At 68.8% G+C, this 25,746-nt stretch carries 28 protein-coding genes; 20 read left to right on the forward strand and 8 right to left on the reverse strand.

Annotated elements, in window-relative coordinates:
• Positions 1 to 782 precede the first annotated feature (782 nt).
• From ACZ7SW_RS03380 to ACZ7SW_RS03410, 7 genes are all read left to right on the forward strand, one after another.
• A complete protein-coding gene (locus tag ACZ7SW_RS03380) occupies positions 783 to 2,087 on the forward strand; it encodes a sensor histidine kinase (RefSeq protein ID WP_470228793.1) in 1,305 nt (434 codons plus the stop codon).
• Between the two features lie 18 nt (positions 2,088 to 2,105).
• Entirely contained in the window at positions 2,106 to 2,951 is an 846-nt protein-coding gene (locus ACZ7SW_RS03385; protein WP_470228794.1) for a S49 family peptidase, read from the forward strand.
• An 85-nt stretch (positions 2,952 to 3,036) separates the two neighbouring features.
• The gene (locus tag ACZ7SW_RS03390; RefSeq protein WP_037719084.1) at positions 3,037 to 3,870 is read left to right on the forward strand and encodes a LytR/AlgR family response regulator transcription factor; all 834 of its coding nucleotides are present in this window, start codon (positions 3,037 to 3,039) and stop codon (positions 3,868 to 3,870) included.
• Between the two features lie 6 nt (positions 3,871 to 3,876).
• On the forward strand, positions 3,877 to 4,386 hold the full coding sequence (locus ACZ7SW_RS03395) for a hypothetical protein (RefSeq protein ID WP_470228795.1): 510 nt from the start codon (positions 3,877 to 3,879) through the stop codon (positions 4,384 to 4,386).
• 70 nt (positions 4,387 to 4,456) lie between these two features.
• Entirely contained in the window at positions 4,457 to 6,247 is a 1,791-nt protein-coding gene (locus ACZ7SW_RS03400) for a sodium/solute symporter (RefSeq protein ID WP_470228796.1), read from the forward strand.
• Between the two features lie 44 nt (positions 6,248 to 6,291).
• Positions 6,292 to 6,648, forward strand: coding sequence for a rhodanese-like domain-containing protein (locus ACZ7SW_RS03405; protein WP_470228797.1), 357 nt, complete (start codon positions 6,292 to 6,294; stop codon positions 6,646 to 6,648).
• Between the two features lie 435 nt (positions 6,649 to 7,083).
• Positions 7,084 to 8,196 (forward strand): DUF4328 domain-containing protein, encoded by a 1,113-nt coding sequence (locus ACZ7SW_RS03410; RefSeq protein WP_470229235.1) that lies wholly within the window; start codon positions 7,084 to 7,086, stop codon positions 8,194 to 8,196.
• Here the strand turns inward: ACZ7SW_RS03410 and ACZ7SW_RS03415 are convergent.
• A complete protein-coding gene (locus tag ACZ7SW_RS03415; protein WP_470228798.1) occupies positions 8,193 to 8,795 on the reverse strand; it encodes a TetR/AcrR family transcriptional regulator in 603 nt (200 codons plus the stop codon). The genes ACZ7SW_RS03410 and ACZ7SW_RS03415 overlap by 4 nt on opposite strands.
• A gap of 96 nt (positions 8,796 to 8,891) precedes the next feature.
• Here ACZ7SW_RS03415 and ACZ7SW_RS03420 point away from each other — a divergent pair, with 96 nt between their 5' ends.
• Positions 8,892 to 10,232 (forward strand): DHA2 family efflux MFS transporter permease subunit, encoded by a 1,341-nt coding sequence (locus ACZ7SW_RS03420; protein ID WP_470228799.1) that lies wholly within the window; start codon positions 8,892 to 8,894, stop codon positions 10,230 to 10,232.
• Positions 10,229 to 11,044 carry a mycothiol conjugate amidase Mca gene (gene mca / locus ACZ7SW_RS03425; protein WP_470228800.1) on the forward strand — a complete coding sequence of 272 codons (816 nt, stop codon included), beginning with the start codon at positions 10,229 to 10,231 and terminating at the stop codon, positions 11,042 to 11,044. Before ACZ7SW_RS03420 ends, mca begins: the two co-directional genes overlap by 4 nt.
• A gap of 162 nt (positions 11,045 to 11,206) precedes the next feature.
• Here mca and ACZ7SW_RS03430 read toward each other — a convergent pair whose 3' ends face one another.
• Entirely contained in the window at positions 11,207 to 12,361 is a 1,155-nt protein-coding gene (locus ACZ7SW_RS03430) for a cytochrome P450 (protein ID WP_470228801.1), read from the reverse strand.
• Positions 12,362 to 12,437: 76 nt separating this feature from the next.
• On the opposite strand from ACZ7SW_RS03430, the gene ACZ7SW_RS03435 reads away from it, so the two are divergent.
• The 5 genes from ACZ7SW_RS03435 (at position 12,438) to ACZ7SW_RS03455 (ending at position 15,927) form a co-directional block, all read left to right on the forward strand.
• Entirely contained in the window at positions 12,438 to 13,313 is an 876-nt protein-coding gene (locus tag ACZ7SW_RS03435; RefSeq protein ID WP_470228802.1) for a DUF5926 family protein, read from the forward strand.
• Between the two features lie 68 nt (positions 13,314 to 13,381).
• On the forward strand, positions 13,382 to 13,735 hold the full coding sequence (locus ACZ7SW_RS03440; RefSeq protein ID WP_470228803.1) for a DUF952 domain-containing protein: 354 nt from the start codon (positions 13,382 to 13,384) through the stop codon (positions 13,733 to 13,735).
• A gap of 61 nt (positions 13,736 to 13,796) precedes the next feature.
• Entirely contained in the window at positions 13,797 to 14,423 is a 627-nt protein-coding gene (locus tag ACZ7SW_RS03445; protein ID WP_470228804.1) for a SigE family RNA polymerase sigma factor, read from the forward strand.
• A complete protein-coding gene (locus ACZ7SW_RS03450; protein ID WP_470228805.1) occupies positions 14,420 to 15,247 on the forward strand; it encodes a hypothetical protein in 828 nt (275 codons plus the stop codon). The genes ACZ7SW_RS03445 and ACZ7SW_RS03450 overlap by 4 nt, the downstream gene beginning before the upstream one ends.
• A gap of 95 nt (positions 15,248 to 15,342) precedes the next feature.
• Positions 15,343 to 15,927, forward strand: a complete 585-nt coding sequence (locus ACZ7SW_RS03455) for a dihydrofolate reductase family protein (RefSeq protein WP_470228806.1) — start codon at positions 15,343 to 15,345, stop codon at positions 15,925 to 15,927.
• Positions 15,928 to 16,008: 81 nt separating this feature from the next.
• Here the strand turns inward: ACZ7SW_RS03455 and ACZ7SW_RS03460 are convergent, their stop codons facing one another.
• From ACZ7SW_RS03460 to ACZ7SW_RS03470, 3 genes are all read right to left on the reverse strand, one after another.
• On the reverse strand, positions 16,009 to 16,560 hold the full coding sequence (locus tag ACZ7SW_RS03460; protein ID WP_470228807.1) for a ferritin: 552 nt from the start codon (positions 16,558 to 16,560) through the stop codon (positions 16,009 to 16,011).
• Between the two features lie 161 nt (positions 16,561 to 16,721).
• The gene (locus ACZ7SW_RS03465; protein ID WP_470229236.1) at positions 16,722 to 17,918 is read right to left on the reverse strand and encodes an arginine deiminase; all 1,197 of its coding nucleotides are present in this window, start codon (positions 17,916 to 17,918) and stop codon (positions 16,722 to 16,724) included.
• A 60-nt stretch (positions 17,919 to 17,978) separates the two neighbouring features.
• The gene (locus tag ACZ7SW_RS03470) at positions 17,979 to 18,812 is read right to left on the reverse strand and encodes a CPBP family intramembrane glutamic endopeptidase (RefSeq protein WP_470228808.1); all 834 of its coding nucleotides are present in this window, start codon (positions 18,810 to 18,812) and stop codon (positions 17,979 to 17,981) included.
• A 22-nt stretch (positions 18,813 to 18,834) separates the two neighbouring features.
• Here ACZ7SW_RS03470 and ACZ7SW_RS03475 point away from each other — a divergent pair, with 22 nt between their 5' ends.
• A complete protein-coding gene (locus tag ACZ7SW_RS03475; protein WP_470228809.1) occupies positions 18,835 to 19,299 on the forward strand; it encodes a PPOX class F420-dependent oxidoreductase in 465 nt (154 codons plus the stop codon).
• Between the two features lie 58 nt (positions 19,300 to 19,357).
• Here the strand turns inward: ACZ7SW_RS03475 and ACZ7SW_RS03480 are convergent, their stop codons facing one another.
• The gene (locus ACZ7SW_RS03480) at positions 19,358 to 20,158 is read right to left on the reverse strand and encodes a DUF2470 domain-containing protein (protein WP_470228810.1); all 801 of its coding nucleotides are present in this window, start codon (positions 20,156 to 20,158) and stop codon (positions 19,358 to 19,360) included.
• Positions 20,159 to 20,399: 241 nt separating this feature from the next.
• Between ACZ7SW_RS03480 and ACZ7SW_RS03485 the strand changes: the two genes are divergently transcribed.
• Both ACZ7SW_RS03485 and ACZ7SW_RS03490 read left to right on the forward strand, forming a co-directional pair.
• Positions 20,400 to 21,254 carry a hypothetical protein gene (locus ACZ7SW_RS03485; protein ID WP_470229237.1) on the forward strand — a complete coding sequence of 285 codons (855 nt, stop codon included), beginning with the start codon at positions 20,400 to 20,402 and terminating at the stop codon, positions 21,252 to 21,254.
• A complete protein-coding gene (locus ACZ7SW_RS03490) occupies positions 21,251 to 21,886 on the forward strand; it encodes a helix-turn-helix domain-containing protein (RefSeq protein ID WP_470228811.1) in 636 nt (211 codons plus the stop codon). The genes ACZ7SW_RS03485 and ACZ7SW_RS03490 overlap by 4 nt, the downstream gene beginning before the upstream one ends.
• Here ACZ7SW_RS03490 and ACZ7SW_RS03495 read toward each other — a convergent pair.
• Both ACZ7SW_RS03495 and ACZ7SW_RS03500 read right to left on the reverse strand, forming a co-directional pair.
• Positions 21,883 to 22,551 carry a DUF998 domain-containing protein gene (locus tag ACZ7SW_RS03495; protein WP_470228812.1) on the reverse strand — a complete coding sequence of 223 codons (669 nt, stop codon included), beginning with the start codon at positions 22,549 to 22,551 and terminating at the stop codon, positions 21,883 to 21,885. The genes ACZ7SW_RS03490 and ACZ7SW_RS03495 overlap by 4 nt on opposite strands.
• A 107-nt stretch (positions 22,552 to 22,658) precedes the next feature.
• Positions 22,659 to 23,258, reverse strand: coding sequence for a TMEM165/GDT1 family protein (locus tag ACZ7SW_RS03500; protein WP_470228813.1), 600 nt, complete (start codon positions 23,256 to 23,258; stop codon positions 22,659 to 22,661).
• Positions 23,259 to 23,431: 173 nt separating this feature from the next.
• On the opposite strand from ACZ7SW_RS03500, the gene cutA reads away from it, so the two are divergent.
• The 3 genes from cutA to ACZ7SW_RS03515 all read left to right on the forward strand — a co-directional run.
• Positions 23,432 to 23,752, forward strand: coding sequence for a divalent-cation tolerance protein CutA (cutA, locus tag ACZ7SW_RS03505; RefSeq protein ID WP_470228814.1), 321 nt, complete (start codon positions 23,432 to 23,434; stop codon positions 23,750 to 23,752).
• 132 nt (positions 23,753 to 23,884) lie between these two features.
• Positions 23,885 to 25,417, forward strand: coding sequence for a cytochrome ubiquinol oxidase subunit I (locus tag ACZ7SW_RS03510; protein WP_470228815.1), 1,533 nt, complete (start codon positions 23,885 to 23,887; stop codon positions 25,415 to 25,417).
• A partial coding sequence (locus ACZ7SW_RS03515) for a hypothetical protein (protein WP_470228816.1) occupies positions 25,389 to 25,746 on the forward strand: 358 nt, incomplete at its 3' end. The genes ACZ7SW_RS03510 and ACZ7SW_RS03515, both read left to right, overlap by 29 nt.

Raw genomic sequence — 25,746 nt, forward strand, 5'->3', positions numbered from 1 at the left:
GCCCGATTGTGATGACGTCCGCATTTTGGCTTCGTATCGGGGTGCGGGGGTGGTGTGGGTGTTTGGTGAGTTGGGTGCGTCCGCGGTGGTTTCGCGGGGGGTTGAAGGACTGCTTGGGCAGCTACGTCCGTGGAGGTTTCTCGTACGGTGCGTAGATGTCCGTGAGGGGAACCCTCACGGACGCTGATTCCCTCAGGGGTCCCCTCACAGCCCGCTGGTCTTGCGGGGGCAAGGTCGCTGGTTGGTCTCCACGGGTGCCGGTTGGTCTTGGGGCGAGGCTTGCGGTTGATCTCGACGGGCCTCGATTGGTCTCGTGGGGAGGCGCCGTGAGACTGGCGGGCAATCCCCTCCGCTCGCTCCTGCTCCCCCTCTGCTCGCTCCCGCCGCGCGTGCGGGGAGGTTCCCTCACAGCGCACCCGGAGCCAAGTGGGCCTTCGCGCGCTCCGCGTGCAAGGAGCCAATCTGGGCTCGCAAATGGGTGCCGGGCCAATCTGGTCCGCCGGGCCACTTCGGGCTCGCAATCGGGGCACCCGGCCACCCCATCCCCCAAGAACCCTCATCCGCACTAGCAAACAAATGAAGGGACCCTTCACCCCTAACCATCCGTAGCCATGAAGGGTCCCTTCACTCCACCCCCGGCGACTCATCGCCATCGTCACCACCCGAATGGCGCAAGATCCTCACGCTCACCGGGAGTGACGGTAGGGTTTGCCCACCCTCGGCGTCGCTACTGGACAGAAAGTGGGAAGCAGACCTTGCACCCGGTCGGTCGAGCGCAGAGCATGGACGTCGTGTCCGACTTCCCCTATGCGCTGGTCGTCCCGTGGGTCCTGGTCGGCATCCTGGTGATCGTGGTGCTGGTCCTCGCCTTCCGGGCGCGCCGGCCCAAGGGCGTCATCCAGGACGCCGTTCTGCAGGCCGTCCACCGGATGTCCAAGGCCACGCCCAACTTGCGGGCTGGGCTCGACGAGGAGGCCGCCAACCGGATGACGGCGGAGTTGCTCGAGGTGCTCGACTGCTTGGCCGTCGGCATCACGGACAGTGAAGGCACGCTGCTGTCCTGGGCGGGCGAGGCCACCGATCACTATCTGGACGTCGTCGAGGACATCGGGACCGCGTTGCGCAAGCATCGGCGGGCCGTCGCTGATCACAACAAGATGCCGTGCAATCACCGGGGCACTTGCAAGATGAAGACCGCCGCGATTGTGCCGATTCTCGTCGAGGGCGAGGCCGAGGCGACGCTGATCGTGGTCGGGCGTACGCGCGGCAAGCTGGTGCAGATGGCTGAGGCAGTGGGTCAATTCGTCTGCACGCAGTTCGAGCTCGCGCGGCTGGAAGAGTCGCGCAATCAGTTGCAGCAGGCGGAAATCAAAGCCCTGCGCGCACAGATCTCGCCGCACTTCGTCTACAACGCGCTCAACACGATCTCCGCGCTGATCCGCACCGATCCGGAGGAAGCGCGCGAACTGCTGCAGGACTTCGCGGACTTCACCCGCTATTCGTTCCGCACGTCCGGCATGTACACCACGCTCGCCGAGGAACTGCGCAACATCGACCGGTACCTGACCATCGAAAACGCTCGATTCGGCGGTCGGCTCGAGGTGCGGATGAAGATCGCGCCCGAGGTGCTGAGCGTCGTCGTGCCGTTCCTGATCATTCAGCCGCTCGTCGAAAACGCCGTCAAGCACGGTCTGGCCAGCAAGCCGAGCGGTGGCTGCGTCACGGTGATCGCGCGCGACGACGGGCACGAAGCGCTGATCACGGTCGAGGACGACGGCATCGGGATGGATCCGCGTCAGCTCACCGATCTGCGCAACGCGCACCGCACCGGCGCGCACGTCGGGCTCGGCAACATCAACCAGCGGATGCGGCAGGTGTTCGGCGAGGACTACGCGCTCACCGTCGAAACCGCGCCGGGTGCGGGGATGAAGGTCGCGTTGCGGGTGCCGAAGTTCAAGCTCGGGGTGCGGCCGAACATGCCGGACTACTCGGCGGACGTCCCGCAGCAACCGCAGGTGCCGGTCGAGCCGGAACCGGAACCCGACGGAGTGCACGGCTCGCGTTCGGGAATGCTGCCCGCGCACTGAACTGGTTAGCCTGGGCAGATGAGCGTGACCGACAAGCTGACTTCCCGCCTTCCCATGCTCGGCGACCGGGGCGACCGCAAGGACGTGGTCGCCGTCGTGAAGCTGCACGGGGTGATCACGCCGACGCCGTCGCCGCTGGCCCGGGGCGCGATCAACCTCGGTGCCGTCGAATCCGCGCTCACCAGGGCGTTCGCGCACGACCGGCTCAAGGCGGTCGCGTTGCAGATCAACTCGCCGGGCGGCGCGCCCACGCAGTCCGGCCTGGTCGCGGAGCGGATCCGGCAGCTGGCCGACGAGAAGGGCGTGCCGGTACTGGCTTTCGCTGAGGATGTCGCCGCGTCCGGCGGGTACTGGCTCGCGTGCGCGGCCGACGAGATCTACGCGCACCGGACGTCCATGGTCGGTTCGATCGGCGTCATCAGCGGCGGATTCGGGTTCACCGGACTGCTCGAACGCTTCGGCATCGAGCGAAGGCTGCACACCGCGGGAGCGAACAAATCGCGGCTCGACCCGTTCAGCCCGGAGAAGCCAGAGGACGTCGAGTGGCTGAAGAACATGCACAGCCAGCTCCACGAACTGTTCGTCGAATGGGTCAAAGAACGCCGCGGTGACCGGCTGACCGATTCCACCGACCTGTTCACCGGCGACGTCTGGCTCGGGCAAAAGGCCGTTGACCTCGGGCTGGTCGACGGGCTCGGCTCGCTGCGCGAGATCGTCCGCGAGCGGTACCCGGACGCCGAGGTTTCCGTGGCCGAGCCCAAGAAACCGCTGCTCGCGCGGCTCGGGATCGGGGCTCCTGTGGCGGCGAGCGCGCTGCTGGACGCGGTCACCACGAAGGCGGCTTGGTCGCGTTTCGGTCTGTGACAGCTGGTGAGCGGCGACTCCGGTATGCCACTCACAAGCGGCTCTCTCCGCTGGGGTCTGGACAACGCACCTCGCAATCGGCAGGATGCGTCTCACTGTGAGTGCTCACGACGACACCCGGAAACTCATCGTCCTTGCCGTGGACGACGAGCTGGCCGGGCTGGACGAACTCAGCCACGGACTCCAGAACAACCCGCACATCCACCGCGTTTTCCAGGCCTCGGACGCCTCTGACGCGCTGCGGCTGTTCTCGCACGACGACCCGGAACTGGCTGCCCGGCGGGCAAACGGCCTGCCGACGGTCGACGCCGTGTTCGCCGACATCGACATGCCCGGCCTGTCCGGGATGGAGATGTCGCGTGTGATCGCGGCGATGAACCCGTCGCCGGTACTGGTGTTCGTCACCGGGCACGCCGAGGAAGCGGTGAACGCGTTCGACCTCGGCGCGGTCGACTACGTCCTCAAGCCGTTCCAGCAGGACCGGCTCGACCGGTCGGTCGCGCGCGTGCGCGAGAAGCTGGCCACGGCCGCGGGTCCGCCCGCGGGCCAGGGCGGCGCCGAGCCGGTGAAGAACGACGACGAGGTCATCCCGGTCGAACTGGCCGGCACCACGAAGCTGATCCCGCGTTCGTCGGTCCGCTGGGTGGAAGCACAGGGCGACTACGCGCGGTTGTTCACCACTGAGGGCAGCCACCTGGTCCGGATCCCGCTCGCCCAGTTGGAGGAACGCTGGGAGAAGGCCGGATTCGTGCGGATCCACCGGTCGTTCCTGGTCGCGCTGCCGCTGATCACCGAAATGCGGATGGGCCAGGGCGGCTACCAGGTCGTGATCGGCAACGAGGAGAAAGTGCTGCCGGTCAGCAGGCGGCACACCCGGGCGCTGAAGGACCGCATCGTCGGTTCCGGCCGGGGCGGCTAGCCGTCGATGTCCTCGCCCGAAGACCCTTACCACCGGCTCGAGAACGGAGTCCGCAAACCGGACCCGACGCTGGGCGTGCGGCCGGAGGACCGCGCGGTGGTGGAACCGGTGCCGCCCGCACCCGAACCGGCCCCGCGGTCCAGCGAACCCGCGCACGTGCGGCCGAAACGGGAACGCGTGGTGCTCGCCGATTCGCGGCAGTCGTCCGGGCGGATGCGCGGGCGGGTCGAGCTGGAGGAACAGACCAGCTGGGGAAAACTGCTGGTCCGCGACCTGGTGAAGGTGCAGTTGCGGACGTCGGTGTGGCTGGCGGTGCTCGTGCTGGTTGTGCTCGGGATGCTGCCCGCGTTGTTCTACTTCCTCCCGGCAGTCGCGCGGTTCACCGTGATCGGCATCCCGATCCCGTGGCTCGTGCTCGGCCTGCTTCCGTTCCCGTTCCTCTTCGCCGTCGGCCTCTGGTACAACCGGCTCGCCGAGCGGCACGAACGCGACTTCGTCGACATGATCGAGAACTGACCCGCGCGGGGGATGCGCACCCTGGTGGCGGCGCGTCCCGAAACCGTGCGGTCGTGCGAGGATTCACGCCGTGCAGCTGACCCCGTGGACGTTGACCGGCTTGGCGCTGGTCGCCTTCGCGACGTTCTACCTTGGCTTCCGTTCGTCGCGCGGTGCCACCAGCACGCACGATTTCCTCGTCGCCCGCCGAACGGTGCGCTCCAGCCGCAACGCCGCGGCGATCTCCGGCGAATACCTTTCGGCGGCGTCGTTCCTCGGTGTCGCGGGCATGGTGCTCAAGCAGGGTGCCGACGCGACCTGGTACCCGATCGGCTTCACCGCCGGATACCTCGCGCTGATGCTGTTCGTCGCCGCGCCGCTGCGCCGTTCCGGCGCGTACACGCTGCCGGACTTCGTGGAGGCCCGGCTCGGTTCGATCGGCCTGCGCCGGTTCGCGACCGCGTGCGCGGTGTTCATCGGGATCCTCTACATGGTCCCGCAGCTGCAAGCCGCCGGTTTGACGCTCGCGCAGATCGTTCCGGTACCGGCGTGGGCGGGCGCACTCCTCGTCATCGTCCTGGTCGCGGTCAACGTGATGGCCGGCGGGATGCGCGCGATCACGGTGGTCCAGGCGTTCCAGTACTGGCTCAAGCTGTTCGCGATCGCCGTGCCGACTTTCGTGCTGTGCATGGTTTTCTTCGCCGGCGGCGGCCCGGGCGGGGTGCGCGCGCTCGGTGCGCCCGCGCCGCCGGTGTTCCCGTCGGACACCAAGGTGACGGTGCAGACCGACGTGACCGTGAAGGTCACCACCGAGACGTTCTTCTACGCACACGGCCGCATCGACGACGGTCCCGCGGGCGGCATGGCGCGCTGGTCGCCGCTCGTGCCGCACAAGGTGTCCTCGGGGACGACGCTGGAATTCGCCGCGGGCACGCCGGTGCCGATCGTGAGCGACGCGCCCACGTCGAACGACGCGTGGCTGCATCCGGCGTCGAGCGGCATCAGCGACCTGCTGCAGACGTACTCGCTGATTTTCGCGCTGTTCCTCGGCACCATGGGCTTGCCGCACGTGCTGGTCCGCTTCTACACCAACCCCGACGGCAAGGCCGCACGCCGTACTACCGTGCACGTGTTGCTGCTGCTCGGGCTGTTCTACCTGTTCCCGACGATGCTGGGCGCGCTTTCGCGGATGTACGTGCCGCAACTGCTGCTCACCGGCAACACCGACGCGGCCGTGCTGCTGCTGCCGACCGCCGTGTTGCCGGGCTGGCCGGGACAGATCCTCGCCGCGGTGACCGCGGCGGGCGCGTTCGCGGCGTTCCTGTCGAGCTGCTCGGGGCTGCTGGTGAGCGTGGCCGGGGTGGTGTCGACGGACCTGCTGCCAGGACGGGTCAAGGACTTCCGGGTCGCGACGCTGCTGGTCGCGGTGTGCCCGATGGTGCTCACGCTGATCTTCCGCACCGAGGACATCTCGCTGTCGATCGGGATGACGTTCGCGCTCGCCGCGTCCACGTTCAGCCCGCTGCTGCTGCTCGGCATCTGGTGGCGCAAGCTGAGCTGGCCGGGTGCGCTGGCCGGGATGGTCGTCGGCGGCGGGCTGGTGCTCGGCTCGCTGGCGTACAACATCGTTTGCGAGTACACCGGGGACAAGATGCCCTGGTACACCGTGCAGCCGGCGCTGATCTCGGTGCCCGCGGCGTTCCTGGCGACCTACGTGGTGAGCCGGCTGACCCGGTCCGGCCGCCCGGAACTGGTGAACGACATCATGCTGCGCCTGCACGCCCCCGACCCGCTCGGCCTGATGCGCGACCGCGCGGTCGCCCGCTTCGGCCAGGCCGACGAGAAGCTGCGCGCCGGCCGGGGACGGCACCGCAAGGCGTAGCGGTTAGCGTTCCTCACACGCGTACAACGTCCTGACATGGGAGCATGGAACCTGTGGTGAGCCCTGCTGAAATTCCGACCGCTGAAGTCCGCAACCTTCCCGCGGACGTCGCACTGCTCGACGTCCGCGAGGACGACGAGTGGGCCGCCGGACACGCCCCCGCCGCGGTGCACATCCCGCTCGGCGAACTGCCCGCGCGGGTCGACGAACTCTCCGAATTCCCCGAGGACAAGCCGGTCTACGTCATCTGCCGCTCCGGCGGCCGCTCGGCGCGCGCCACGGCCTGGCTGAACGCGAGCGGCTGGGACGCGGTCAACGTCGCGGGCGGAATGGGAGCCTGGGCCCGCGAAGGCCGGAGCATGGTGAGCGAAACCCCTGACGCTGAACCCGAGGTTCTCTGACGGATGCCTGCCCAGTCTGTTCCCGAGCCGCCGGAGTCCGCGGACCCGGCGTCCTTCGTGCCGGGCTTCGGCCGCGACGAAGGGGACGCTGGGGACGGTTTCCGGCGGGGGGAGCCTTCGGGCGCGCCGGTTGACGCTGGTGCTCGGGTCTTTTCCAGTTCTGGAGAAGGTGCCACGGGGGCTGCTTACGGGCAGCCTGGTCCAGGCGTGGGTCATGCCGGATCGGTGCCGCAGGGGAACGGGTCGGGTTCGCAGTTCGGCGGGCAATCGCAGCCGAACGGCGTGGGTGCTGGGGCAACGGGCCCCGCACATGCGTATCCCGCTCAGCCCGGTGGCGTGAATGCGCAGCCAACTGGTTTCGCCCAGCCCGGCCCACCGCCGCAACCCGGCGCGCAGCAGCACCCGGGCGGTCCTGCCGGGCAGCCCCAGCCGGGACTGCCTCCGCACCCCGGTCACTGGGCGCAGCCGCCGCACGCCGGGTCCGTGCGTCCCGGCCAGCAGTTCGCCAATCCGTACCAGCCGCAGTACCCCGCGCCGTCGCAGTACGCGGCGCAGGGCTACTCGCAGCATCCGGGATACGCCCGCCCGTTCACCGCCGCCCCGCAAGGCGCGGTCCATCGGCCTCCGCAACAGCCGCAGCCGGTTCCGCCGAAGCGGGCGGCCAAGCTGCGCTGGGTCGCTTCCCCGCCGCCGAGTGCTGTCCGGCGTCGGCGCAGCGTGCCCGCGACGCCCTACTCCGGTCCGCCGTCCTATCCGGTGCCGCCGCGATGGGGCTTCCCGAATCTCACCTGGCGCCGCCCGACGAATGTGCCCGGTACCGCGTCCGGCGAGATCCGGCCGATCGACCGGATTCCGGTGCTCGCGCGGAGCCTGACGACGATCCTCTGGACGTTCGCCGTCCTCGCCGTGATCGCGGCGGTGGCGGAGGTCTGGCGGTACGCACTCCTCGTGGAGAGCCGCGATTCCGCGCTGAACACCAGCGTCGTCGGGTTCTCCGACGCTTTCGTCATGCTCGCCGGGCTGCTCACCACGATCTTCTCGTTGCTGCCAGCGGGACTCTCGGTCTGGTGGCTGCTGGTCGCCCGGCAAGCCGCCGCCGACGAAGCCGGGGAGACGCCGCCGCGGCCGGTCTGGCAGGTGCTCGTGGGCGTGCTGGTGCCGATCGTGAACCTGCCGCTCGCGTTGTCCGTGGTCAGCGAGTTGGAGCACGCCGTGCTCCGCCGTCCCCGCGACGCGCGGCCGAAGCCGTCGCGGCTCGTGCTCGGCTGGTGGGGGACGTGGCTGGCGAACTGGGTTCTGCTGGCCGTCACGATCATCTGGCGAATCCGGCCGGGGGTGCAGGCGATGGCGGACAGTGTCCTGCTGGTCGCGCTCACCGATCTCGCCGCCGCCGCGCTCGCGATCGTCACCGCGCTGGTGATCCGGCGGTTCTCGCATCTGCTGATGCCGATCGCCCCGGAACGGCTGCGCGACCTTCGCGTGCTCAAGATCGAGGGCGCGCCGGAGCCGGAGCTGCGGACCGCGCGTCCGGTCGGCGCCGCGCGCTAAAGGTCGCCGAGCGCCGGTTCCAGCTGGCCGAACGCGACCGCCGCCGAATCCCGGATCCGCTCCACCAGGTCGTCCAGTTTGACGTCCTGCCAGGTCAGCTGCCAGACGTCGTCGAGAAGAAGCCGCAGCACTGACGTGAGGTGCGCCCCGGCCGTCCGCGACAGCATTTCGCGGTCCGGATGCCGGTCGAGCAGCGCGGCGACGAGCTGGGTTTCCCGGTCGGCGTGCATGTCCCTGAGCGCGGACGTGAGACGTTCGCTTTGCCGCACCATCCGCACGAAGGACACGTCCGCGAACCCGAGCATCGGGCTCGCCTTGTCCAGTTCCGCGAAGCACCCGTCCCGCACGGCGACCAGCGCTGGCGTCTCCGGATCGGCCCGGACCAGGTCCGCGGGCCAGTCCACGAAATCCGTCCGGATGTCGAAGACCAGGTCTTCCTTCCGGCTGAAGTGATTCGTCACGGTCATCTTGGCGACCCGCGCGGCCTCCGCGACCTCGGCGATCGTCACCTGGTCGAACCCGCGCTGGATGAACAGCCGCGTCGCCACCGCCGAGATCGTCTGCCGGGTCTCCAGCTTCTTCTGCTCCCTGAGGCTCACCCCGGCCAGTGTACTAGGTCCGACCTAAAATTGTGCTTGACCCATTCGCTAGGTTCGACCTAATCTCAGGTCCGACCTAATGAAGGAGGTGACTCGATGACCACGCAGCTTCCGGTCTCCGACTCCGGGCTTCGCAGGCTCGGCGGGGTACTGATCCTTGGCGCTGTGCTGTCGATCCTCGACGCGACGATCGTGTCGGTCGGGATCGGCGTGATGGCCCGTGACCTGGACACTTCGCTGCCGACCGGGCAGTGGGTGGCGAGCGCGTACCTACTGGCCGCCTCGCTCACCATCCCGCTGTCCGGCTGGCTCGCCGACCGGTTCGGCGGCCGTCAGGTGTGGATCGTGGCCGTCGGGCTGTTCACGCTGGGCACAGTGCTGTGCGGGTTCGCCTGGTCAGCACCGGCGTTGATCGCGTTCCGCGTACTGCACGGCCTCGGCGGCGGTCTCATGCAACCAGTCGGCCAGGCGATTTTCGCGCAGGCGGCCGGTCCTCGGCTGGGCCGGATGATCGGCGTCGTCACGCTGCCCGCGACCGTCGCGCCGGTGCTCGGCCCGATGCTCGGCGGCGCGCTCGTCCAGGATCTGGGCTGGCGCTGGCTGTTCTTCGGGATCGTGCCGTTCGGCGTCGCCACCTTGCTGCTCGCCGTCCGGGTGCTGCCGCGCGAGGAACCCGCCGGCACGCGCGACCCGCTCGACGTCCGCGGCCTGCTGCTTCTCCCGCCGGGACTCGGCGCACTCGGCTACGGCCTAGGTGAGGGCTCCACTACGTTCGCCATCGCCGGTGCCGTTCTGCTGATCGCTTACGCCTGGCACGCCCGTCGTGTGCCAGCGCCGCTGCTGGATCTGAAGTTGTTCGCGCACAGGGCTTTCACCGTCGCGAGTGCGAGCACCTTCTTGCTGGGAGCGTCGCTGTACAGCTCGATGTTGTTGCTTCCGCTTTACTACCAACAAATCCAGCACACCTCCGCCCTCGCCGCCGGACTCCTGCTCGCGCCACAGGCTCTCGGGTCAGCCGTCGTCCTCATCGCAGGCGGCAAACTTTTGGACCGCTTCGGCTCGCGAACAGTCATGCTCACCGGCATCGCTCTGTCGTTGGTGGGCACGATCGCCTTCACCCAACTCGGCGATTCCCCAAGCCCAACCCTGCTGACAGTCTCGTTGCTGATCCGTGGGTTCGGCCTAGGCGCGACGGCCACCCCCGGCATGACAATGCTCTACACCTCGTTGGAACGCAGCCAAATCCCGCGAGCGGCGAGCGCGATCAACGTCGTCAACCGCATCGGCGGCTCGCTAGGCACGGCGTTGCTGGTAGCCGTCCTGCACGCGCAACCACCAGGTGCCGCCGGATTCGGCACTACATTCACTTGGGCGCTAGGCCTTTCCCTGCTGAGCTTCATCCCCGCGCTCTTCTTCCCGAAAGGAATCCGCGCATGACGCTGCGCCTCTTGGCCGTGCACGCCCACCCCGATGACGAATCGAGCAAAGGTGCCGCGACCCTGGCCCGCTACGCGGCCGAAGGCGTCGACGTCCTGGTAGCCACCTGCACCGGCGGCGAACGCGGCGACGTACTCAACCCAACTTTGGACCGAGAGGACGTTCGTCGTGATCTGCCCGCCATTCGCCGCCGCGAAATGGCCGACGCGGCAAGGATTCTCGGCATTCGACAAACGTTCCTGGGCCACGAGGACTCGGGTTTGGCGGAACCGTCTCCCGCTGGGAGCTTCGCCGAGATCCCCTTGGCTGAGGCGACAAAACCGTTGCTGGAGCTGATGCGAGAATTCCGTCCACAGGTAGTGGTCACCTACGACGAAACCGGTGGTTATCCACACCCCGACCACATCCGCACGCACGAGGTCACGACCGCCGCGTTCGACGAGTCCGCCGACGGCGCCCCGCGCAAGCTCTACTACCTGGCCACCCTCAGCCGATCCTGGTTCGAAGCCCTGCACGAGGCGACCCTCGCCGCTGGCCAGGAGTCGTTGATGGGTCCGGTCCTGGAAGAACTCCCGCCGACCGACGTGCTCACCGTGACCACCCGAATCCGCTGCGAAGAACACTTCGCGGCCCGGGACGCCGCGTTGCGCGCGCACGCTACGCAGATGGATCCGGGGCATCCGTTTTTCGCGCATTCGCGCGAGATCGAGCGAAAGACGTGGCCCTGGGAGGACTACCACCTGGCCCGCACGAACGGTCCGGTCGAGAACGGTGCCGGAATGGAGGACGACTTGTTCGCGGGCCTGCGGTGACTTCGCGGCCGGGCCTGCCTGGCCGTTCGAAGGTCGCGGCCAGGCTCCGAGCGGAATGTCAGGTCGGCCAACGGTTCGCGGCGTGTCCGCAGCCCGTCTCTGAGCTGTTCGCGAGTCGCGCCGCACTTCCCGGCGGCTAGCGGGCCGCCGAACCCGCGAACCTCAAGCAGTCACCGGCAAACTCCGCAGCCCCCGGATCACGAACTCCGGCCTCCGTTCCGGCGGCGCAGCCAGCCGCAGCTCCGGAAGCCGCTTCGTCAACGCCGTCAACGCGGCCGCGATCTCCACCCGGGCCAGCGGCGCTCCGACGCAATAGTGGATCCCCATCCCGAACCCGAGGTGCGCGTTCGGCGATCGGCCCACGTCCAGGGTGTCCGGGGCGTCGAACACCTTCGGGTCGCGCGCCGCGGCACCCAGCAACGCCCCGATCTTCGAACCCTTCGCGACCCGGTGACCGGCGATCTCCACGTCCTCAGTCGCCGTGCGTTCGAACAACTGCAACGGCGAATCGAAGCGGATCAGTTCTTCCACAGCCGAGTCCAGCAACGTTGGGTCGGACCTAAGCCTCTCCCATTCCGTGCGGTGGGTCAGCAGCGCGGTCACCCCGTTGCCGATCACGTTCACCGTCGCCTCGTGGCCCGCCATCAGCAGCAGCACCGCGGTGGCGACGACCTCGTCGGGAGTCAGTTCGCTCGCGGTCAGGTCCCGGACAATCCCGCGCGGGGAGCCGGCGACAACATCGCGCAGGTACGCCACGAAGTCAGCCGCGGCCTGCTCGGCGGCGTCGCGGCCGTCCTCGGACAGGCCGTATTCGTACATCTTCACGATGGCGTTGCTCCACGCCACCAGCTGTGAGCCGTCCGAGGTCGGGACGCCGAGCAGTTCGGCGATCACCGCGACCGGCAGCGGCTGCGCCAGGTGTTCGAGCAGGTCCGCGCTGCCGTCGGCGGCGATTTTCGTGGCCAGAGTGTCCACCATGGACTCCGCGAGTTCCGCGACCATCGGGCGCAGCCGTTGCACGTGCCCCCGGCCGAACTCGCCCGCGATAACGCGGCGCAGGCGGGTGTGCGCGGGCGGTTCGTTCTCCAGCAACGAGTTGCGGTGCAGCAGATTGAACGACGCGAACCGTTCGAGCGGCTGCGCGTCGGTCCAGATCCGGCCGAGTCCGCGGTGCCGGAGCACTGCAGCCGACGCGGCGTGCGAAACCGTGATCGCGATGCCGAGGCCGTCGTGCTGATGCACCTCGCCCTCGGCGCGCAGCGCGGCGAACGCGGGATACGGGTCGGCGAGGAAAGCGGGATCGCGAGGGTCGAACACGAGCAGACTCTAACCCGCGGGCCCGGACGGCCGGTCGCTTCGATAGCGTCTGACTTCGAGTTCCGAGGAGGCTGAAATGGGTAAGGGCGCGCGTAAGAAGGGTCCCAAGCCGGACCGCAAGCCGAAGGTGCGCGACGTCTTCGTCGGGCAGCCGTTCGAGGGTCTGGCGGCGGAGCCGGAGCTGATCGCGCTGCGCGAGTTCGTCCCGTCGGCCACGGCGAAGCTCACGCTCGCCGACGGCGGCGACGTCACGCTCGGCACGGTGCTGCCCATGGCCGCCGCGGCGTTCGTCCGTTCGGACGGCGAGCGCTTCCTCGGCCTCCAGGTGCAGACGCGGTCCTCCGACATCAGCCGCGACCTCGGCCGCGCGCTCCGCTGGCTGCTCGACGCCGGACCGGGCGACGTGCTGTCGGTGCCGGACACGACGTCGCCCACCGACCCGGACGAGCACAACCGGCTCCAGGACCTGCTCGTGCCGAGCGCGGAGCTGGAGGTCGCCCTCCACAGCGACTTCGCCTGGTGGCTGCCTGAGGACGCGGACGCTACCGGCGACGTCGCGGTGTCCCTCGAGCGCGCGAACGCCGCGATCATGCCCACCGACCGGCTCGGCTCCGGCGCGTACTGGGTGCTCGCCGGCGAGAAGGCGCACCTGCGCTGGGTCCGCCCGGAACCGGAGAACCTGCTGCTGCAAGCGCTTGCGCGGCTGTCCGCGGCGGGCACGCTCGGGCTCGGCGAGGGAACCCGCTATGCCGGTTCGTTCCGCGCGCACGGCCTGCTCGTTCCGGTGTGGGACCTCGACCCCGAGGCGCATGCCCGGGAGTGGGCCGAGCCCAAGGACCAGCTCGGTGCCCGGCTGGACGAGGCGCTCAAATCGCTCGACTCCGAACCGCTCAACGCCACCGAGCGGCGTGCTCGCGACGGTCTGATCGGGCGGCAGCTCACCATCCGCTGACGTATCCACCTGTGGACAACTCAAGCTGAGTTGTCCACAGGTGGATAAATCGATGGGACGATCACAGCGTGATCCTCCACATCTGCACCCGCGACGAGTGGGCCGCCGTGCCCGCCGACGGCGAATACCGTGCGGCGTCGCTCGAAGACGTCGGCTTCATCCACTGCTCGGACCCGGGCACCGTCGCGCTGCCCGCCAACGCGCTTTTCCGCGGCCAACCCGGTCTGGTGCTGCTGGAAATCGACCCCAAGCTGGTCGACGCGCCCGTCCGCTGGGAGGACGGGGCCCCACCGGACCCGCGCGGAATCCAGTTCCCGCACATCTACGGCCCGATCCCGCGAAACGCTGTGGTCTCGGTACACGATTTCCCCACTGACGCGGACGGCGCCTTGACGCTGCCCGAGTCGCTTTCCGTGCGCTGACCTCAGTTGTCCACAGCTACGGAAAGTAGCGACGGAGACGGGACAACCCTCGGGGGCGCTCATGCGTGGTGGGGATGACGAGGAACCGTCGCTGGACGCGGTCATCCGGGGAGGGGGCGATACGGTGACAGCAGCCGCGTTGCCCCTCGCGAGCGGAGATCCGCCCTGGGCCGAGCCTCAGGCGGAAGCCGTCGGCACCGTCGCGGACTTCGGCGACTTCGTGCGCGAGGCCCTGCCCGGGCTGCTCCGCTACGGCCACGTGCTCACCGGAAACCCGCACGACGCCGCGGACCTCGTCCAGACGGTGCTCGAAAAGATGGGCGCACGCTGGTCGTACGTGCAGCAGAAGACCGGCGACCCGCTGGCCTACGTGCGGCGTTCGATGGCGAACGCGCACGTCAGCCGCTGGCGCCGGACGCGACGGGAGAATCTTGTCGCGGACCTGCCGGAGACCAGCCCCAGCGCGCCGAAGGATCCGTTCGAGCACGAGCCGCTGTGGCAGGCGCTGCGCGACCTCCCGCCGCGGCAGCGCACAGTGATGGTGTTGCGGTATTACGAAGGACTGTCCGAAGTGGAGATCGCCAAGGCGCTGGACATCAGCCAGGGGACGGTGAAAAGCCAAGCGAGCAAGGCGATCGCGTCCTTGCGGGCGAAACTGAGGAACCAGGAAGGAGGCGACGCAGGGTGAGCGAGTCCGACGATCTGGAGCAGCGGCTCCGCGCCCTCCTCGCCGACGACCGGTTGGCGGTCAACCCAGCCGAAGACGCCGCGTCGGTCATCGTGGCGGGTGCGCGGCGACGGCGGCGCAGGCAGCGCGTCCTGACGTCCGCGGCCGGGGCGGCGTGCGTGCTCGCGGTCGCGTCGGCCGGACTGGTGGTGCTCCAGTTGCGCACGCCGCCCGCGGCCACTGACTTCGCCGCCCAGCAGGTCGCGCCGGCCCAGCCCACGGTGCCTTCTTCGGTGCCCGAGCCGCCTTCGAGCGCCGAATCGACGCAGGTGCAAGCGCCGGTCGAATCGTCGGAGCACGGTACGGCCGAGCCACCGGTGCCGCCCGCGCATCCGCACCACACGAAGCCAGCACCGCCGAAGACGACGCCGACGAAGGCCGCTTCCGGAGCGTTGGTGACCGCGGACGGCTTGGGCGCGGTGAAGCTGGGCATGACCGAGCAGCAGCTCACGGACCAGGGCATGAAGCTCACGACGGTGAAAGAGTCGGCTGGCTGCACCTACTACGACGTCAGCGGTGCGGGCGTTCCCGCCGCGACGGCTGTCGTGTCGCCGGACAACGGCGTGGTCGCGGTGAAGCCCGACGGCGCGGCGCACACCCCGGAAGGCGTCGGCGACGGGACGCCGAAGGACCAGGTCACGTCGACCTATCCGGGCACGTCGGAGTCGGGGAGCGCGCTCGTGTCGCCCACCGGCGACCAGGGGGCGTATCACTTCACACTGAATTCGGACGGGGCGGTCCAGGCCGTCGAGGTCCGGGCGAAGACGCAGGACTGCGCCAGCTGAAAATTCCGGCGAGCCGATGTCGATCTGGCCGCCCGCCGCTCGTGTAGCGGGTGACGGGCCGGTTCGCGGCCCGCGGAAGCGGAAGGACATTTCCGATGCGTTCGATCAGCGTCATCCTGAGCACCACCCTTGACGGCGTCGTGCAAGGCCCCGGTCGCGGCGACGAGGACACCCGGAATGGGTTCGACCTAGGCGGCTGGGGCAACGGCTACAGCGACGACGTGCTGGCGCGCGAGATGGGGAAGGGCATGGACCGGCCCGGGGACATGTTGTTCGGCCGGCGCACCTGGGAGGACTTCGCCACCGCGTGGGGGCCGCGGACGGACGGGAACGTCTTCACCGCACACATGAACGCGGCGACGAAGTACGTCGTCTCCATCACCCTCGACAACGCCGATGCCTGGCAGAACTCGGTGCTGCTGCGCGGCTCGGCGGTGGAGACTGTCGCGGAGCTGAAAGCCTTGCCCGGCAAGGATCTCGCGATCATCGGCAGCGTTTCGCTCGTGCGCTCGCTGCACGCCGCCGGACTGGTCGACAACTACACGTTGCTGATCCATCCGCTGACGCTCGGCCGCGGCGCGCGGCTCTTCGACGGACCGGTGCCGCTGACCGAGTTCACGCTCACCGGAAGCGTCGCGAGCACCACCGGCGTGCTCATCGCGCATTACAAGCGGCGCTGAAGTTATCCACGAAGTTATCCACATGGGGAAGCCCGGTTGTCCACAATGGGGACAACCGGGCTTCCGGACGTGCTTGAGCTACTACAGCGCGCCACCCGCGACCGGGGGCATCCCAGCGTCCGCGCCGGCGTCGCCGACGGCCTCGCGGTGCAGGAACTTCTCGATCTCGTAGACGTTGTCACCCGCGCGGCGCGCGACCGTGACGAGCGTCGACATCTGGGAGATCTCCTCGACCTGCTCCTTGAGGAACCACTGGGTGAACTGCTCGCTGATGTAGTCCTCCTCGGCCCGGGCGGCCTTCGCGAGCGCGGAGATGTCGGCGGCGACCTCCTTCTCCTGCTCCAGGGCGAGCTCGATCAGCTCGAGCGGGGAGGAGAAGTCGTTGCGGACCTGGCCGGTGCCGGGGATCTCGACGTGGTGGTCCCGGTCGAGCATGTACTGGACGAGCGCCATCGCGTGATTGCGCTCCTCGACGGACTGCTTGTAGAAGTGCTTCGCGAGCTGCGGAAGGTCCTCGTTGTCGAACCAGACCGCGAGCGCGATGTACTGCTGGGAGGCGTTGAACTCGTTGTGGATCTGCGCCTGCAGCAGTTCGTAGAACTTAGAGCGCGGTTCTTTCTTCATAGCGGCCATGTCCATCACGGTACGTCAATGTCCGATTGTTTTCCACTTTTGGCTGGTGATCTCCACCCTATTAGGGTTACCATTCCTCAAGAAGGAAACACTTATTTTGGTTAGCCTTCCCTTAATGTGTTTACCCTTATTAAGGAAAGGCTAACTTCGCCTGCGCGAGGTCAGCGCCGCTTCGGCGGCGGATCGCGGCGCACCGGGCACGACATGCAGCGCGGGCCGCCTCGGCCGGACCCCAGTTCGGACCCGGTGATCGGCAGCACCTCGATTCCCGCCTCGGTGAGCCGTTCGTTGGTCTCCGCGTTTCGTTCGTACCCCACCACTACGCCCGGGGCCAGGGCCAGCGTGTTGTTGCCGTCGTCCCACTGCTCGCGCTCCGCGGTGACCGGGTCGAGGCCGGTGTCGATCACCCGCAGCCGGTCGATCTCCATCGCTTCCGCGGCGGCTTCGAGGAATGGCGTCGGGCCGGCCACTTTCACGCCGCCGTCGCCGGTCGGCTTGATGGTGAAAGCGGTAAGGGAATCGCGGGCGAGCGGATACATCACGACGGCGTCGACATCGACCATCGTGCATACGGTGTCGAGATGCATCGTCGCGCGCGATTGTTCGATCGGCACCGCGACGACGGTATGCGCGAGTCCGTCGGCGAATACGGAACGAGCGAGCGATTCGGCGCCTGCCGGAGTCGTGCGTTCGCCGACGCCGATCGCGACGACGCCGGGGGCCAGCAGCATCACGTCGCCGCCTTCGATCGGCGCGGAGTGCGCGCCGTACGCGCGGGCGGCGTGCCGGAACCGCGGGTGGTAGGCGTAAATCAGGTCGAGCAGTGCCGTTTCCCGCCGCCGCGCGGGCATGGTCAGCGACGAGATCGCGACGCGGTCGCCGATCCACGCCGACGAATCGCGCGTGAAGAGCAAGTTGGGCAACGGATCGACGGCGAAGTCGCGCGGATTGTGCATCATCCGCACCAGCGACGCGCCCTCGGCGGACGGCAGCTCCTCGAACGTCATGCCCGCCATCAGGACTTCGGCGAGCGCGGGCGCGTCGACGCTCGTTAGGTGCGACCTAAGCGAATCCGCGAGGTCGTTGCCGAGCCGGCGGTCGTCCACCGCGGCGTGGACCCCGGCGGCGTGCGCGCGCTGGTCTTCCAGCGCGGTGCGGAGAACGTCGGCGAGCAGCAGCACTTCGACGCCGCGGCCGCGCAGGACGTCGGCGAACGCGTCGTGCTCCTGCTGCGCGCGGCTCACCCACGGGATGGAGTCGAAAAGGAGCTTGTCGTTGTTGCGGGGAGTGAGCCGTTTCAGCTCGTTTCCCGGCCGGTGCAACAGGACTGCCCGAAGAGGCCCGACTTCGCTGTCCACCCTGGGAGGTGCGGTCATCTCGCTCGTCTCGCTCACAAAACGGAGCCTAATGAGCGGGCATCACGGGAGCCAGGAAAGACGGCCTTTCAGCAACGAATAGCCGACGAAGGACACCACATCGAACAAAGTATGCGCGGCGATGAGCGGCCACAGCCGGTTGGTCCGCTGCCACACCCGGCCGAACACCAGCCCCATCACGAGGTTGCCGACGAACCCGCCGAACCCTTGGTACAGGTGGTAGGAACCGCGAAGTACCGCCGCGCCGAACAGCGACGCGTTCTCGCGCACGCCGAGCTGGCGCAGCCGCGTGAGCAGATAGCCGATCACGAGCACTTCCTCGGCGAAAGCGTTGCCGAACGCGGAAAGCGTCAGCGCGATCGGCCGCCACCAGGTATCGCCCAAAGTGGACGGTTGCACCGCGAGGCTGAAGCCGAGGTGATAGGAGATGAAGTACAGCGCGAGCCCGGGAATGCCGATCAGCGCGGCGATTCCGACGGTGATGAGCGCGTCGGAGCGGATGCGCCGGCTCAGGCCGATTTCCCGCAGTTTCAGCCCGGCGCGCCACAGCAGGTACAGCCCGAGCCCGCCCCAGCCGATCAGCTGCGCGGCGCTCAGCAGTTGCTGGAGCAGGTCCAGCAGGCTCGCGGCGGCGCGGGGAACGTTGAGCTGCACTTGCTGCTGTGCCAACGGGGTCGGGCGCAGCAGAGAGTCCACAAGGGACAGCAGACTGCGCGCACCGGACAGCCCGAGGGTGATGCCGAAGACGAGCACCAGCTCGATCTTGATCGCGCGCCGCTCGCGGGCATCGGTGAGCGGGGCCGGGAACGCCGGAAGTGCCGGATTGAGCCAGGATCGCAGGCCCGAGGGCCCTCCGGAACGTTCTGTGGTGCGCATGAACGCACGCTACCGTCGGGGTATGCCGAGGACTATCGCCACCAACACGAAGGTTGAGCGCGCCGAGCTGGTCGCGTTCCTGAAGCCGCGTCACCACGCGATCCTGGTGACCACCCGCGCGGACGGACGACCGCAGCTGTCCCCGAACACCTGCGGCGTCGACGACGAGGGCCGGATCGTCATCGCGACGTATCCGAAGCGCGCGAAGGCGGTCAACCTCCGGCGCAACCCGAAGGTGTCGGTGTGCGTGCTGTCGGACGAGTGGAACGGTCCGTGGGTGCAGGTCGACGGGACCGCGGAGGTGATCGACCTGCCGGATTCGGTCGAGCCGCTGGTCGACTACTTCCGCAGCATCTCCGGCGAGCACCCGGACTGGGACGAGTACCGCGAGGCGATGCGCGACCAGGGCAAGAGCCTGATCCGGATCACGATCGACCGCTGGGGCCCGATCGCGACCGGCGGCTTCCCTCCGGAGCTGGCGGACTGAGGTCCGTGAGGGGAACCCTGAGGGACTCTGATTCCCTGGGGGTTCCCCTCACGGACGGTCAAGCTTCGCCGTGCTGGTGGCGCAGGAACGGGCAGCCGAGCAAGCGCCGCAGTTCCGCGGCCAGCTGCGGCGGGCTGTCGACCGTCCGGGAGAACGCCAGCCGGACGTCGTGGTCGCCCGCCGCCGATTCGACGCGCAGGCGCAGGCCGTACCGGTCGAGCCCGAGCGGGCGGATCCGGCCGCCGCGCAGGTCCCCGGGCAGGTGCCGGGCCAGCTGTTCCACCACGTCCGGATGGTCGCTTTCCAGGTGCCGCAGCCAGTCGGCCTCGTAGTCGTGGAACGGGTCCGGCGGGGCCGCGCTGAACATGTGCGGCCGCAGCGAATGCGTGCCCTCCGCGTCGGCCAGGACCAGCGACGCCGGGGTCAGCCGGAGCAGCGTGAGGCCGTGGCCGACGTCGAGGAGCCGGTGGTCCGGCCGCTGTTCGGCGATCGACACCGCACGCGCGCGGGCCGACACCGCCGTCAGCGGCCGGAGCCATCCGGTGATCCACAGCAGGCCGCGGATCGGTTCCCGCAGCGCTACCGGGGCGTGGTCGGCGAGCTCGACCATGACGGCGAGCTCGCCGCGCTGAGCCTGCCGGGACGCGCACACCATCGGGTGCTCGTCCGGCAGAAGAATGCTGACGCTTCCGCTGTGGTGCACGTGGTGCAGGACGGGCTCGACGCGTTCGGCTTCGCAGCCGGCGCTTTCGACGGTCGGCATGATCGTCGCCGGGCCGCCGCGCGTCGCGATCGTCTTGGCGCGTTCGGCGGGGTTCGGCGCGGGCGGGCGGCGCACGGATACGGGTGCCTCGGTCACGGCTCACCTCCTACTTAGGTGAGCCTAACCTGAATTGCCGTGCGAAGGGAAGAGTGCGCGCGAAGATCACCCACGAGGCGGGAAAGTGCTGGTCAGGGGGTCGGCTAAACGGCGGGGCCGGGCGGATTCGGCGGATTGGGCCGGTTGATCCTCTGCCGGGAAGCGCTCAAAATGCGTCCGCAGAGCGAACGATTTTGTCCTGTTGCCGTACGCTACTAGCGTGTCAGTCGTGTCAAGCGCTGTGGAACTCACGCCCCCCGGCCCCCGTGGAATTCCTCCCCTGTTCGCGCGGCTCGTCGACGACTCGGCGCTCTTCCCGCCCGCGGACGTCGCGATGCCGGAGGCGCTTCGTGCGCACTTCGAATCGCGCGGCGGGGAACACGCCGGGGTGCTCGGGGTTTTCCTGTGCCAGGCCTCGCGGCTGCCCGAGCTGATCACCGAGCTGATCAAGATCAAACCCAAGGAGCCGCTGCCGCTGTCGCTGATCATCGACACCGGGCTCGGCGGCGTTCCGAAGGCGATCTCGATCGTCGAATCGCGCAGCGAGCTGCTGTCGCTGCGGATGGTGGAGATGCCCGCCCCGTCCGACGTCGACGAGGTGTGGCTCGAACGCGTCTCGGAGTTCGTGCCCGAGGACGTCATCCGGGTGGTCGAACCGCGCCGCGGCGTCGGCTGGCTGGACGGCGTCCGCAACGTGATCGAGCACGGCAGCTGGCCGAAGATCCGTTGCGGCGGCAAGGCGGGGGAGAACTTCCCCAGCGTCGACGAGGTCGCCGACTTCCTGTCCGTGGTCAGCGGCTCGCCGGGGGCGTCGTTCAAGGCGACGAACAGCCTGCACCGCGCGGTCCGGCACGTCGACGCGGAGACCGGCTTCACGCATCACGGCTTCCTGAACCTGCTTGTCGCGTCGGCGCGCTGTCTCTCCGGCGGCGACGTCCGCGAAGCGCTGGAGTCGACCGACGGCAAGGCTCTCGCCGAGGAGGCGCGCGCGTTGCCGGAGCCGGCCGCGAAGGCGGTAAGGGAGCTTTTCGGGTCGTATGCGGCGGCGTCATTCGCCGAGCCGGTGGCCGACCTGGGTGAACTCGAGCTGTTGTGAGCACGGAGGGGTCGCTGACCCTCGACCGCGGTCTGGCGCTGCTGCAGGCGGTGGCGGATTCGGGCGAGCAGGCGGCGACCATCTCCGAACTCGCGGTGACCATCGGCGCGAGCCGCGCGGCGGTGTACCGGCTGCTGGTCCCGTTGTCCGAACGCGGCCTGATCTGGCGAGACGGCACGAAGGTGCGGCTCGGCGTCGGAGTGCTGCGACTGGCCGGTCAGGTGCTGCCACAGCTGCGCGAGGCCGCCCGGCCGGTGTTGCGCGAGCTGGCCGAAGAGGTCGGCGCTACGGCGCATCTGACGGTGGCGCAGGGTGATCACGCGCAGGCGGTCGTGGTGGTCGAGCCGTCGTGGACGAGTTATCACGTGGCTTACCGGGTCGGCAGCAGCCACGCGCTCGCCGCCGGTGCGGCAGGGCGGGCGATGGCGTTGCGGCCAGGCGGTACTGACAAGTGGAGCGTTTCGACGGGCGAGATCGAGGCAGGTGCTTCGGGGGTTGCCGCGCCGGTGCGAGGGGTGCCGGGGCTGCGGGCGAGCGTCGGCGTGATCTCGTTGGAACCGTTGGCTTCGGACGAGGTCGGGCCGCTGGCGGTGGCGGCGGCTTCGAAGCTGGCCGAGGTGTTGCGGACCTAGCGACGGGACGCGGCGACCAGCGGCCGGACCATGGTCAGCAGCAACGCCAGATCGACCGTGAACAGCAGCCGCTCGAACAGCCCGAGCGTCACTTCCTGCTGCGCCGGCCCGGTGATCAGGGTGAACACGAAACCGCCCAGCACCACCGCCACGCTGGCGAAACTCGCGACGGCCAGCCGCCGGATCGTCGTGCGGCGCGGCTCCCACGGGCACGCGCGACCGCCGCGCCGGGTCAGCAGCCAGGCCGCCGTGGGGAGCGCGAGGAACGCGGTGAGGGCGGCGGCGTTGTGCAGCTGGCCGTCGAAGGAACGGGCTTCGCCGTTGGGATCGACCGGGACTGTCGCGCAGATCGTGAGGCCGGCGCACCAGACGCCGAGCAGGACGACGACCGCGGGCGAACGACGAGCCTTGACAAGCCCGGCCAGCAACGCCAGCGAACCCAGCGCGAGGGCCAGGCACATGACGGCGAACAGCCGCGCGGCCGAGTGGTCGCCGAGCCTGCCGTAGACGTACTCCGACAGCGTCTGCCAGACCGGGCTGATTTGCGCGGAGAGCCGCAGGTGCAGGTCCGTGGCGATGACCACCGCCGCCCCGATGCCGACCAGTGCGAGCCTGCCGTGCACCGGGGACACCGGCGGCGCGGCGGCGCGTGAAGTGGTCGGCACGGGCGCTCCTCGGAGGTCATGGCGGAGGCCATGGCGTCACCGGGGGTTCACCTGGTCCTCGTTCGGGGGTTCCGAAGAGGTTACCTGGCGTTCCTGTGAAACGGCCGTTACCAGAGCAGCTGGGCCAGCGCGAACGCGGCGAACCCGGCGAAGACGAACCCGGCGACCCGCTGGATCAGCTTCGGCCGGATCCGGTCGCGGATCTTCGCGCCGATGAACACCGCCAGCCCGGCGACCGACACCAGCGCGACGAACGCGCCGACCCCGACCGCGAACGGGTTGCCGAGACGCGCGACGAGACCGGCGGTCGCCAGCTGCGAGGCGTCGCCCCACTCCGCGGCGAAGAGCACGCCGAACGACGTGAGCGCGGAGCGCAAGAACGAAACCGGCCCAGGCCCGGACCGCGACGCGTCCTCGCCCGCCTCGCTGCCTTCGCTGAAGCCCTCGCGCAGCAGCAGGAACGCGCCGACGCCGAACATCGCGGCGACCAGGATTGAAACAAGGGTTTCCGGCAAGAGCGTGAGCAGGCTTCCGAAAGACACCGCGATCACACATTGCACGGCGAACGCCACGCACACTCCGGCGAATACCGGCCAGGCGCGGAAACGGGTGGTGAGCACGAGGGTCGCGACGAGCGTCTTGTCCGGCAGCTCGACGGCCAGTACCAGGCCGAACGCGCTGAACAGAGCGATCAATGCGGGAGACATGGGTTCGTGCTCACCCCTTTCACTGCAACGATAAAGGGGAGGTTCAGAAAACCGCAAGCTGATGGGTTTCGCGAATTGCCTGATAAGGTCGGCAGAATGCTGTCCGCCGGTTAGCCGGATAATTTTTTTCGGTGCGCCGAATTCTGTTTTCCGGCTGCGGTACGGTGCGGGTCATGTCTGCTGACCACGTCGTCGTCACCACCACCGTCGACTCCGAGGCCGCCGCGCGCACCATCGCCGCGAGCGCCATCGAGGCCCGGCTCGCCGCGTGCGCCCAGATCGTGGGGCCGATCACCAGCGTCTTCCGGTGGGAGGAAGAGGTGCAGACGGCGGCCGAATGGCGGGTCGAGTGCAAGACGGCCGCGGACCGGTCCGGTGCGCTGGAGGAGTTCCTGAACGTGCGGCATCCGTACGACCTGCCCGAGGTCATCGTCACGCCGATCATCGGCGGCAGCCCGCGGTACCTGTCGTGGCTCGTGGAGGAGACCCGCTGAACGCCACCTGATCGGGGGTAGCTCGGTCCTCTCCGGGCGCTGGGTTTCGGCAGGTCGGCGGGACGTTGGTCCCGGCTTGTTCAGGACGTGTTGAACTGGCTGGGGCGGGTGTCCGCGCGGAGGATCGAACCCGTGGATGTCCTTGAGCTCGCACGGTGGCAGTTCGGCATCACCACCGTCTACCACTTCCTGATGGTCCCGCTGACCATCGGACTTTCGGTGCTGGTCGCGGCCATGCAGACGGCATGGGTGCGCACCGGCAAGCTGCGGCACCTCAAGATGACGAAGTTCTGGGGCAAGCTGCTGCTCGTCAACTTCGCCATGGGCGTGGTCACCGGGATCGTGCAGGAGTTCCAGTTCGGGATGAGCTGGAGCGCCTATTCCCGGTTCGTCGGCGACGTGTTCGGCGCGCCGCTCGCGATGGAAGGCCTCCTCGCGTTCTTCGTGGAGTCGGTCTTCCTCGGCCTGTGGATCTTCGGCTGGGACCGGCTGCCCAAGCGGATCCACCTGGCCTGCGCCTGGGCGTTCTCGCTGGCCACAATGGCCTCGGCGTACTTCATTCTCGCCGCGAACTCGTGGATGCAGCATCCGGTGGGCGTCGAGTTCGTGAACGGCAAGCCGACGATGAACTCGATCGGCGCGGTGCTCACGAACAACACCGCGCTCGCCGCGATCCCGCACACTCTGGCCGGCGCGTTCTCGGTGGCGGCGGCGTTCCTGGTGGGCGTGGCCGGGTGGCACCTGTGGCGGCGGCGTTCGGCTTCGGACGAACACCGCGAGGTCTGGCGCTCGTCGCTGCGCCTCGGCGGCTGGGTCGGCGTGGTGGCGTTCGCGGTGCTGGCGATCACCGGCGACATGCAGGGCAAGCTGATGTTCGAGCAGCAGCCGATGAAGATGGCGTCGGCGGAAGCGCTGTGCCATACGGAAAAGCCGGCGAGCTTCTCGATCATCGCGATCGGCGATGTGGCCAACGCGAATTGCGAGGACGTCAAGACGTTCAACGTGCCCGCGCTGCTTTCTTTCCTGGCGCACAACGACTTCTCCACTGAAGTCAAGGGCGTGGAGAACCTGGTGACGGAATACCAGGCGAAATACGGCACGAACTACCCGAACGACCCGGCGCTCGGCTCGCTGGCGGGCAAACCGATCGACTACGTGCCCAGTCTGCCGGTGACGTACTGGGGCTTCCGGATCATGATCGGCTTCGGCGCGATCTCCGCGGGCATCGGCCTGCTGGCCCTGTGGCTCACCCGCCGAGGCCGGATTCCCGGCGGACGCTGGTTCCCGCTGATGGTGCTCGGCGGCATCGCGACGCCGTTCATCGGCAACAGCGCGGGCTGGATCTTCACGGAGATGGGCCGGCAGCCGTTCGTGGTCGCGCCCAATCCGACCGGCGTCGAGGGCATGTGGATGTTCACCGCGCAGGCGGTATCGAAGCTGACCGTCGGCGAGGTGCTGACGTCGCTGATCTCTCTGACGGTGCTGTACGCGGTGCTGGGGGTGGTGGAGCTGTACCTGATGCGCAAGTACATCCGGGGCGGGGTGGACGCGGTGATGCCGCCCGCGGCCTCTTCTGATTCCGACGGTTCGGGCGGTGCTGATGATTCCGATGGCTCTGGAGACTCCGATGGCTCCGATGACCAGGCGCTTTCGTTCGCCTACTGACCCGGTGGAGCGGGCCGGGGTGCCGCCAGAGGACCCGGAGGGCCGGGTCTGGGCGCGGCCCGCTCCACTGGCCTGGACCCGGTGTCTGGGCACTGCTCCCGAACGGCTCGTTGCGGCGGAGATGACGGATGTGGAGATGAACGTGATGCGGGGCGGGCCTGACTCGGCGACGGGCGAACTGGCCGCGACGCGCGAGCCTGCTGCGGCGGACTGGGCGGACTGGGCGGACTCGGCGGACTCGGCGGACTCGGCGGACTCGGCGGACTCGGCGGACTCGGCGGACTCGGCGGACTCGGCGGACTCGGCGGACTCGGCGGACTCGGCGGACG

It is taken from the genome of Amycolatopsis sp. NPDC114484, from assembly GCF_055633755.1.

Coding starts and splice junctions, on each gene's coding strand:
- ACZ7SW_RS03380 (WP_470228793.1), top strand. CDS start 783: ATGGACGTCGTGTCCGACTTCCCCTATGCGCTGGTCGTCCCGTGGGTC.
- ACZ7SW_RS03385 (WP_470228794.1), top strand. CDS start 2,106: ATGAGCGTGACCGACAAGCTGACTTCCCGCCTTCCCATGCTCGGCGAC.
- ACZ7SW_RS03390 (WP_037719084.1), top strand. CDS start 3,037: ATGCGTCTCACTGTGAGTGCTCACGACGACACCCGGAAACTCATCGTC.
- ACZ7SW_RS03395 (WP_470228795.1), top strand. CDS start 3,877: ATGTCCTCGCCCGAAGACCCTTACCACCGGCTCGAGAACGGAGTCCGC.
- ACZ7SW_RS03405 (WP_470228797.1), top strand. CDS start 6,292: ATGGAACCTGTGGTGAGCCCTGCTGAAATTCCGACCGCTGAAGTCCGC.
- ACZ7SW_RS03420 (WP_470228799.1), top strand. CDS start 8,892: ATGACCACGCAGCTTCCGGTCTCCGACTCCGGGCTTCGCAGGCTCGGC.
- mca (WP_470228800.1), top strand. CDS start 10,229: ATGACGCTGCGCCTCTTGGCCGTGCACGCCCACCCCGATGACGAATCG.
- ACZ7SW_RS03435 (WP_470228802.1), top strand. CDS start 12,438: ATGGGTAAGGGCGCGCGTAAGAAGGGTCCCAAGCCGGACCGCAAGCCG.
- ACZ7SW_RS03445 (WP_470228804.1), top strand. CDS start 13,797: ATGCGTGGTGGGGATGACGAGGAACCGTCGCTGGACGCGGTCATCCGG.
- ACZ7SW_RS03455 (WP_470228806.1), top strand. CDS start 15,343: ATGCGTTCGATCAGCGTCATCCTGAGCACCACCCTTGACGGCGTCGTG.
- ACZ7SW_RS03460 (WP_470228807.1), bottom strand. CDS start 16,560: ATGGCCGCTATGAAGAAAGAACCGCGCTCTAAGTTCTACGAACTGCTG.
- ACZ7SW_RS03470 (WP_470228808.1), bottom strand. CDS start 18,812: ATGCGCACCACAGAACGTTCCGGAGGGCCCTCGGGCCTGCGATCCTGG.
- ACZ7SW_RS03475 (WP_470228809.1), top strand. CDS start 18,835: ATGCCGAGGACTATCGCCACCAACACGAAGGTTGAGCGCGCCGAGCTG.
- ACZ7SW_RS03500 (WP_470228813.1), bottom strand. CDS start 23,258: ATGTCTCCCGCATTGATCGCTCTGTTCAGCGCGTTCGGCCTGGTACTG.
- cutA (WP_470228814.1), top strand. CDS start 23,432: ATGTCTGCTGACCACGTCGTCGTCACCACCACCGTCGACTCCGAGGCC.